The following is a 7,853-nucleotide window of genomic DNA, read 5'->3' on the forward strand; positions in this document are numbered from 1 at the left end:
AAAATGAGGATTAGAAGCTTTATCCTGCTATCCGCTCATACTCCTCACGCCAGGCTGTCACCCTCAGCTTAGCCGAAGACCTCAACGCTTGTTGCGGGGTAGCCGCTGCTATCAGGGCTAGAATAGAATTATAAATGATAAATGATAAATGATCGATTATCAATTATCAATTATCAATTATCAATCATGATATAAAATTATCCCAAACCTCTTGTCAATCCGTGAGATCTGCGGTGATAACAAAAAAGAAGCCCGCCTCACGGCAGACTCCTATAAAAACAAGATTGAAAAGAATTTATTGTTTGGTAATATCCGGAACTTCCAAAGGAGTTTGGTCCCAACCACCACCAAGAGCTCTGTACACAGCAACACTTGCTTTAAGTTGGTTTACTTTCTTTTCTACCAGCTCAAACCTTGATTCCAGGGCATCTCTTTGAGTCAGTAAAACCTCCATATAATCAGCACGGGCATATTTGAACAGGTCGTTGGAAATGTCTATAGACTTTGTCAAAGCATTCACTTCCTTCGTTTTGATATTCACACTGCTTTCCAGATTATGAATTTTAGACAGCTGATTCGCTACCTCAATATAAGCTCCCAAAACAGTCTGCTCATAATGATATACCGCCTGAATCTGTTTGGCATTAGCATTATTATAAGCCGCTTTAATCGCTCTTCGGTTGATCAGTGGAGCAGTAAGTTCTCCTGCAAGAGAGAACAGAAAAGACTGAGGTTTGATGATATACAAAGGATTAAAAGCCTGTAGTCCAACTCCGGCAGAAAGATCAAGAGAAGGGTAGAACCTTGCTTTGGCTACTTTAATGTCAAGCTTGGCAGCAGCCAGTTCATATTCAGCCTGTTTAATATCCGGGCGGTTTTCCAATAATTCAGAAGGAATTCCTCCATAAACCGCTTGCGGAACAACAGAATCAAAAGAATCCTGACTTCTTTCTACGGGTTGAGGAAATCTTCCCACCAGATAATTGATCTTGTTCTCCGTTTCAACAATCTTCTGTTGGATATCATACTGCATTCCCTGAGTTTTAAGAACCTGGGCTTCAAATCTCTGCACGGCCAGTTCATTGGATCGGGCATTCTTTTTTAAATCTTTGATAATCTCCAGCGCATCATTCTGAATTTTAATATTCTGATTCAAAATAACCAGCTCATTATCCATTGCCAACAGTTCATAATAAGAATCGGCAATTTCAGAAATAAGATGAGTGGTCATGAAGTTCTTTCCTTCAATGCTCGCAAGATATCGCTGTACCTGTGCTCTTGTAGCATTATGAAGTTTTCCCCAGATATCGGTTTCCCATTGCGCCTGAGCGCCAACTCCAAAATCAAATAAAGGTTCCGGCATTTCTCTGCCGGGTTCTATTTCGGTATTGGCTTCCATCGCTCCGATATTGGTGTATCGGCTTACTTTGTCTACGCCAGCTCCGGCTTTTAAACCTACAGAAGGAAGATATTCACCTTTCTTGGCTTTGATTTCGTTTTTAGACATTTCAATTTCCTGAAGGACAATATTCAGTTCCTGATTATTCTGAAGGGCCTGACTAATCAGCTCCTGAAGATGAGGATCACTGAAATATTCATTCCACTTCATTTTTCCCGTATTGATAGTGTCATTTTCTGCTGAACCGTATTTTTCAGGAACGGTTTTATTTTCAGCACGCTTTGCTATTTCGATAGGTTTACAGGCAGTAAGACTTAATAAGACGACTGCCAGACCTGCATATTGATATATTTTTCTTTTATTCATAATGGATCATGTCTTCGCTTAATGGAGATTCATCTTCGTCTTTGATCATTTTTTTACCATCAGACCACTTGGCAAATATGTAGTAAAGCCCCGGAATTACAATTACTCCGAATAACGTTCCTATCAGCATTCCTCCTAGTGAAGACGCTCCAATGGTGTGGTTTCCGATCGCTCCGGCACCTCTTGCAAAAACAAGCGGAACCAATCCTGCAATAAAGGCAAAAGAGGTCATCAGAATCGGTCTGAAACGGGCTTTGGAACCTTCCACGGCAGCTTCAAGAATAGAATCTCCTGCCTGACGCCTTTTCACGGCAAACTCTACAATAAGTACTGCATTTTTACCCAGTAATCCGATAATCATGATCAATCCAACCTGTGCGTAAATGTCATTCTCAAGTCCCATCGCTTTTAATAATAAGAAAGACCCGAAAACTCCCACTGGTAAAGAGCAAAGTACCGCAAACGGAATAAGGAAACTTTCATACTGAGCTGCCAGAACCAGATACACGAATACCAGCACAACAAGGAATACATAGATGGCTTCATTCCCACGCTGTGCCTCATCGTAAGACAATCCTTCCCAGGCTACTTTATATCCGTGAGGAAGTGTTTTAGCTGCCGTTTCATTGATAGCCTGAATAGCATCAGCAGTAGTATATCCTGCAGCCGGAAGTCCACGGATTGCCGCCGAATTGTACATGTTGTAACGGGTGATTTCGTTTGGCCCCTGTGTCTTTTTCATTGTCATAAATGCTGAATAAGGCACCATTTCGTCACGGTCATTTTTCACATACAGATTCATAATATCTGTCGGAAGTCTTCTGAATTCCGGAGACGATTGTACATATACTTTAAAGAACTGTCCGAAACGGATAAAGCCCTGTTCATAGGTACTACCGATCAGAATGTTGAGGTTGTCCATCGCTTTTCCGATAGAAACTCCTTTCTGCATCGCTGCATTATTATCAAATACCAGTTCATACTGAGGATAATTGGCTGCAAAGAAGGTAAATACTCCTGAAAGCTCCTTACGCTTTTTAAGCTGTGCAATGAAATCTTTATTGGCTTTATCAAATTCCTGATAATCGGTCGTTCTGTTCAGGTCCAGAAGTCTCATAGAGAAACCTCCCGAAGACCCGAATCCCGGTACAGCCGGTGGTTCAAAGAACTCAATGGTAGCTCCGAGATCTTTTGATTTTTCTTCCAGTTCTTCCATGATTTCCTTTACAGAATGATCACGGTCGTTCCAGCTTTTAAGGTTGATCAGACAGGTTCCTGCATTCGATCCACGTCCTTCCGTCATGATTTCGTATCCTGCCAGAGATGATACAGATTCCACACCATCTACATCCATACAGATTTTCTGCAATGTTCTGGAAACCTTATTTGTTTGTTCCAGCGTAGAACCCGGAGGAGTCTGGATAATGGCATAAATAGTTCCCTGGTCTTCGTTCGGGATAAATCCACCTGGAAGTACTTTATTAATCATCACAATTCCGGCACAGAAAGCAATCAGAATTCCCCATGTTACCACCTTTCGGCTCACAATTTTTCTAAGGAATGAAGCGTATTTTCCTGTTATTTTATCAAACCCGCTGTTAAATGAGTCTAAAGCTTTGGTGAAAATATTGACTTTCTTAGGCTTTCCATGATGGTTTTTCAATAACATTGCCGCCAAAACCGGAGTCAAAGTAAGCGCTACTACTGCAGAAATCACAATAGAGCTCGCCATAGTAATCGAAAACTGACGATAGAAAGTTCCCACCGGACCCGTCATAAATGAAATCGGAATGAACACGGCTACCATCACAGCTGTAATCGCAATAATAGCGCCTGCAATTTCACCCATTACTTCTTTTACTGCTTTGTAAGGAGAAATATTGCTATCTTCCATTTTGGCGTGAACAGCCTCAATGACAACAATGGCATTATCCACCACAATACCGATCGCCAATACCAATGCGAAAAGAGTAACCAAATTGATGGTTAATCCGAAGAACTGAATGACAAAGAAAGTTCCGATCAGAGAAACCGGTACGGCAATAATAGGAATCAATGTAGAACGCCAGTCTCCAAGGAAAATGAAAACCACGATGGCTACAAGGATAAACGCATCTCTCAACGTATGCATTACCTGTTCAATAGAAGCATCAAGGAATTGAGATACGTCATAACTGATTTTATAATCAACTCCCGGAGGAAAGTTCCCTTTCATCTCTGCCAGTTTCGCTTTCACATCTCTGATCACATCATTGGCATTACTTCCGTAATTCTGTTTTAAAACAATAGAGGCGGAAGGATGTCCGTCCAGATTGGAATAAATATCAAAGAACTCACTTCCAAGCTCTACCTTGGCAATATCTTTCAGCTTTACATTTTCTCCTTCTGCATTGGAACGGACAATGATATTTTCATACTCTTCCGGTTTGTTGTACTGTCCTTTATAGGTCAATACATATTCCAGCGACTGTGCCGCAATACCGGAACTTTGCCCGATTCTTCCCGGACGTCCGATGATACTCTGTTCGCCAATAGCTTTCATCACCTCATCTACAGAAATAGAATACGCACGCATACGGTCAGGATTCAGCCAGATACGCATGGCATATCTTCGGCTTCCCAGAATCTGTGATTTTGCAATCCCATGGATACGGTTGATCTCCGGGATGATATTTACCATAGAGTAGTTGTACAGGAATTTTTCATCCATACTTTTATTCGTACTGTAAAGGTTTACGTACATCAGCATACTCGGCTGAATCGGGTTTACCACAACACCTTCTTTCTGTACAAGTTCGGGTAATAAAGGCATTACCTGATCCACTCTGGTTTTTACCAGAACCACCGCTTCATTGGGATCGGTTCCGGGATCAAAGACGACGTTTACCGTAGCTTCTCCGGCACTGGTGGCATCGGTCGTGATGTAACGCATTCCCTGAACTCCATTGATGGCATTTTCAATCGTAATCAAAGATGATTTTACCAATACATCTGCACTCGCGCCGGGATAGGCAATAGAAACGGCTACAGTGGTAGGGGCAATTTTTGGAAACTGTTCCGTAGGAAGCTGCTTCATGGCGATACCTCCCATAAACAGGATCACAACCGATATCACAATGGCGAAAACCGGTCGGTGTATTACTTTTTTAAACATAATGCTGCTTTTGGGTTACTCGGCGTACAGATCCAGGTTCGACATTACTTTTTCAGGTTTCTGATATTTTGAACTGATCTTTTGGTTTTCCTGAACCATTCTAAGACCCTCAAGTAGGATTCTGTCATCCTTTCCAAGTCCTGAAGCCACTACATAAATATGAGGTAATTCGGCAGCTACTTTTATTTCTCTTGCATGTACTTTACCATCTTTACCAATCACATAGACATATTTCTTTTCCAGCTCTTCGAAAGTTGCTTTCTGTGGAATCATCATCGCATTGGCATAAGGAGAAGTAATAACAATGTTTCCGGTTTCACCGTATCTCAGCAGTCCTTTTGGATTCGGGAAAGTAGCTCTGTAAGCGATATTTCCTGTTTCATTGTCAAAATCAGACTCGATGGTTTGTACGATACCGTCTTGTGTGAACTCTTTGCCATTGGCCATTCTAAGGCGTACATGCAATGGATTGTCATCTTTTTTCGCATCCATCTGATTAAGATATTCAGCTTCCGGTACATTGAAATATACCCACATTTTGCTGTTGTCTGAAAGCTCTGTTACCAGCTCGCCTTCATCTACAAGGCTTCCTTTTCTTACATGTAATTTTCCTACAATTCCGGTAAAGGGAGCACGGATTTCTGTGAATCTCAAATGGGTATTCATTGAAGAAAGCTCAGCCTGGGCTTTTTCATATCTTGCTTTAGCCATAGCCATTTCCTGAGGAGCAACGATGTTTTTGTCAGAAAGGTTTTTGGTATTCTGATATTCAATTTCTGCGTATTTGGTTTCCGCTTTGGCGCGGTTTACATCAGATTCGTAAAGATTAGGCATGATTTTGAACATCAGCTGCCCTTTCTGTACAACCTGCCCTTCATCTACATAAATAGACTGGATGTATCCTTTTTCCTGGGCACGAAGCTCAATATGATTGATAGAACGGATCTGCGCAACATAATCTTTGTTGACTAAAGTATCTTTTATAAGAGGGCTTGTAACGTTGAATGACGCTGCTTCTGTTTTTTCCTTTTTTTCAGATTGACAGCCTGCAAACAAGAAAATAAGGCACAAGTTGATATACATGAGACTTTTCTTGACCATGATAAATATTGTTTTTATAATAATTTATAATTGAAAAAATAGAGTTACCGGCTCTCATCATAAAGAATGAAAGCAGATAAGGTTTTCGAAAAAATTAGTATAAAAATCACAGGCGGATGACCCTGTACTGGAGGTACAGATCATCATGTAAGGTCTTTAAATGTTCTGATTGAGCAAGTGAAACAGCAATTTGTCTGTTGTGAAATGTAGTGACAAAGCCTGAAATAAGATGCCAGAAGCCATCTTTGAAAAGAGCAATAAGTTCTGTAGATCCCGATGATTCTACATTGTCGTCATTTTCATTATCATTTTCAGAAAGGTTTGCTCTGATTTTGTTGTAGCGGGGATGGCTGACATTGTAAGCATCATTGGCCTCATGATTTTTGAGAAAGGCAAAAGATTCTTTGAAACTCTTTTTCTGATGAACAAGAAGATCAGTGGTAAAATGAAGATCAGAAGAAATATCCGTTGAAATATACTGCTGAATTTGCCCATAGTACCATCCTAAAACGGTAAGCAACGCAAATAATAAGCTGTACAAATATTGATAAAATCTTTTCCGCATCCAGAGGCAAAGGTAGGTAAAGTTCAAAATAAGTGCAACCGTTAAAGATTAAAAAAGTGTTAAAAAGCAGGCTGTTTTATTGAAAAAATAAAGGTATTTCTCGTTTATGCTTTTTTGGCTAAAGAGAAGATAGATCCGGCGAAGTCTTCTTTACTGGCATTTCGGAATTTTACCCCAACAAAAAATTAAAGAAATGAATATTGTTTTAACAGGTTCCATCGGGAACATTGGAAAACCACTTACAAAAGAACTGGTAGAGAAAGGACACACCGTAACGGTAATAAGCAGTACTGAAAAGAGAAGGGAAGCCATTGAAGCTTTGGGCGCAAAAGCAGCTATCGGCAGTATGTTTGATCCTGATTTTCTAACCAAAACATTCACAGGAGCAGATATTGTGTATCTGATGGAAACCATGGAAGCAGCAGGTGATTTATTTGATAAAAATATTGATTTTATTGAAAAAATCAGTGAAATTGGTCATCATTACAAAGGGGCTGTGGAACGTTCGGGGGTTAAGAAAATAATCCATCTTAGCAGTATCGGAGCGCACACGGATAAAGGAACGGGCATTATTGTATTTCATCATCATGTAGAACAGATTTTAAAACAGCTTCAGGATGATGTTAGCATTAAATTTATCCGTCCGGTAGGTATTTATTTCAATATGTTTTCATTCATCAGCACAATTAAAAATAAAGGAGCTATTATTTCCAATTGGGGAGGAGATCAGAAAGAGCCCTGGGTTTCTCCGTTGGATATTGCAGCTGTTGTAGCGGAAGAAACAGAAAAACCGTTTGTAGAACGAACAGTACGTTATGTCGCCAGTGATGAAGTTTCTCCTAATGAAATTGCAAAAGCATTGGGTAAAGCAATTGGAAAGCCGGATCTTGAGTGGAAAGTAATCTCCGATGAAGAATTATTGAAAAACTGGCTGGATATCTGTTTCAATGAACAGGTGGCTAAAGGTTTTGTAGAAACACAGGCAAGTCAGGGCAGTGGCATTCTCTATGAAGATTATAATCAGCATCAACCTGTCTTGGGAAAAGTAAAGTTGGCAGACTTTGCAAAAGAATTTGCTGAAGCTTATCAAAATGATGAAGCGTAAATAGTGAACCGCAAAAGCCACAAAAGTTTTTAAGCATTTTAGTAATAAAAAGAGTATATTCTTACGCTGAAGAGTACACCTAAGAATAAAACAACGCACTCCTTTAACCACAAACATCTGTGAAAATCAGTGCAATCTGTGGGAAAATATAAACCACAAAAGT

5 protein-coding genes are annotated in these 7,853 nt (G+C 40.2%); 1 reads left to right on the plus strand and 4 read right to left on the minus strand.

Translation table 11 applies throughout. The annotated features are described in order from the left end of the window. Positions 1–295: 295 nt before the first annotated feature. The 4 genes from DDF69_RS16765 to DDF69_RS16780 all read right to left on the minus strand — a co-directional run bounded on the left by DDF69_RS16765 (position 296) and on the right by DDF69_RS16780 (position 6,585). On the minus strand, positions 296–1,765 hold the full coding sequence (locus tag DDF69_RS16765) for a TolC family protein (protein ID WP_114821784.1): 1,470 nt from the start codon (positions 1,763–1,765) through the stop codon (positions 296–298). Further along, a complete protein-coding gene (locus DDF69_RS16770) occupies positions 1,758–4,919 on the minus strand; it encodes an efflux RND transporter permease subunit (protein WP_114821785.1) in 3,162 nt (1,053 codons plus the stop codon). Before DDF69_RS16770 ends, DDF69_RS16765 begins: the two co-directional genes overlap by 8 nt. 15 nt (positions 4,920–4,934) lie before the next feature. Further along, positions 4,935–6,020, minus strand: coding sequence for an efflux RND transporter periplasmic adaptor subunit (locus DDF69_RS16775; RefSeq protein ID WP_114821786.1), 1,086 nt, complete (start codon positions 6,018–6,020; stop codon positions 4,935–4,937). Between the two features lie 106 nt (positions 6,021–6,126). Next, positions 6,127–6,585 (minus strand): hypothetical protein, encoded by a 459-nt coding sequence (locus DDF69_RS16780; protein WP_114821787.1) that lies wholly within the window; start codon positions 6,583–6,585, stop codon positions 6,127–6,129. A gap of 193 nt (positions 6,586–6,778) precedes the next feature. Here DDF69_RS16780 and DDF69_RS16785 point away from each other — a divergent pair, with 193 nt between their 5' ends. Next, positions 6,779–7,690: an SDR family oxidoreductase gene (locus DDF69_RS16785; RefSeq protein WP_114821788.1), complete on the plus strand. Its 912-nt coding sequence runs from the start codon at positions 6,779–6,781 to the stop codon at positions 7,688–7,690. Positions 7,691–7,853: the final 163 nt, after the last annotated feature.

This window comes from Chryseobacterium sp. KLBC 52, from assembly GCF_003347605.1.
Taxonomy (GTDB): Bacteria; Bacteroidota; Bacteroidia; order Flavobacteriales; family Weeksellaceae; genus Chryseobacterium.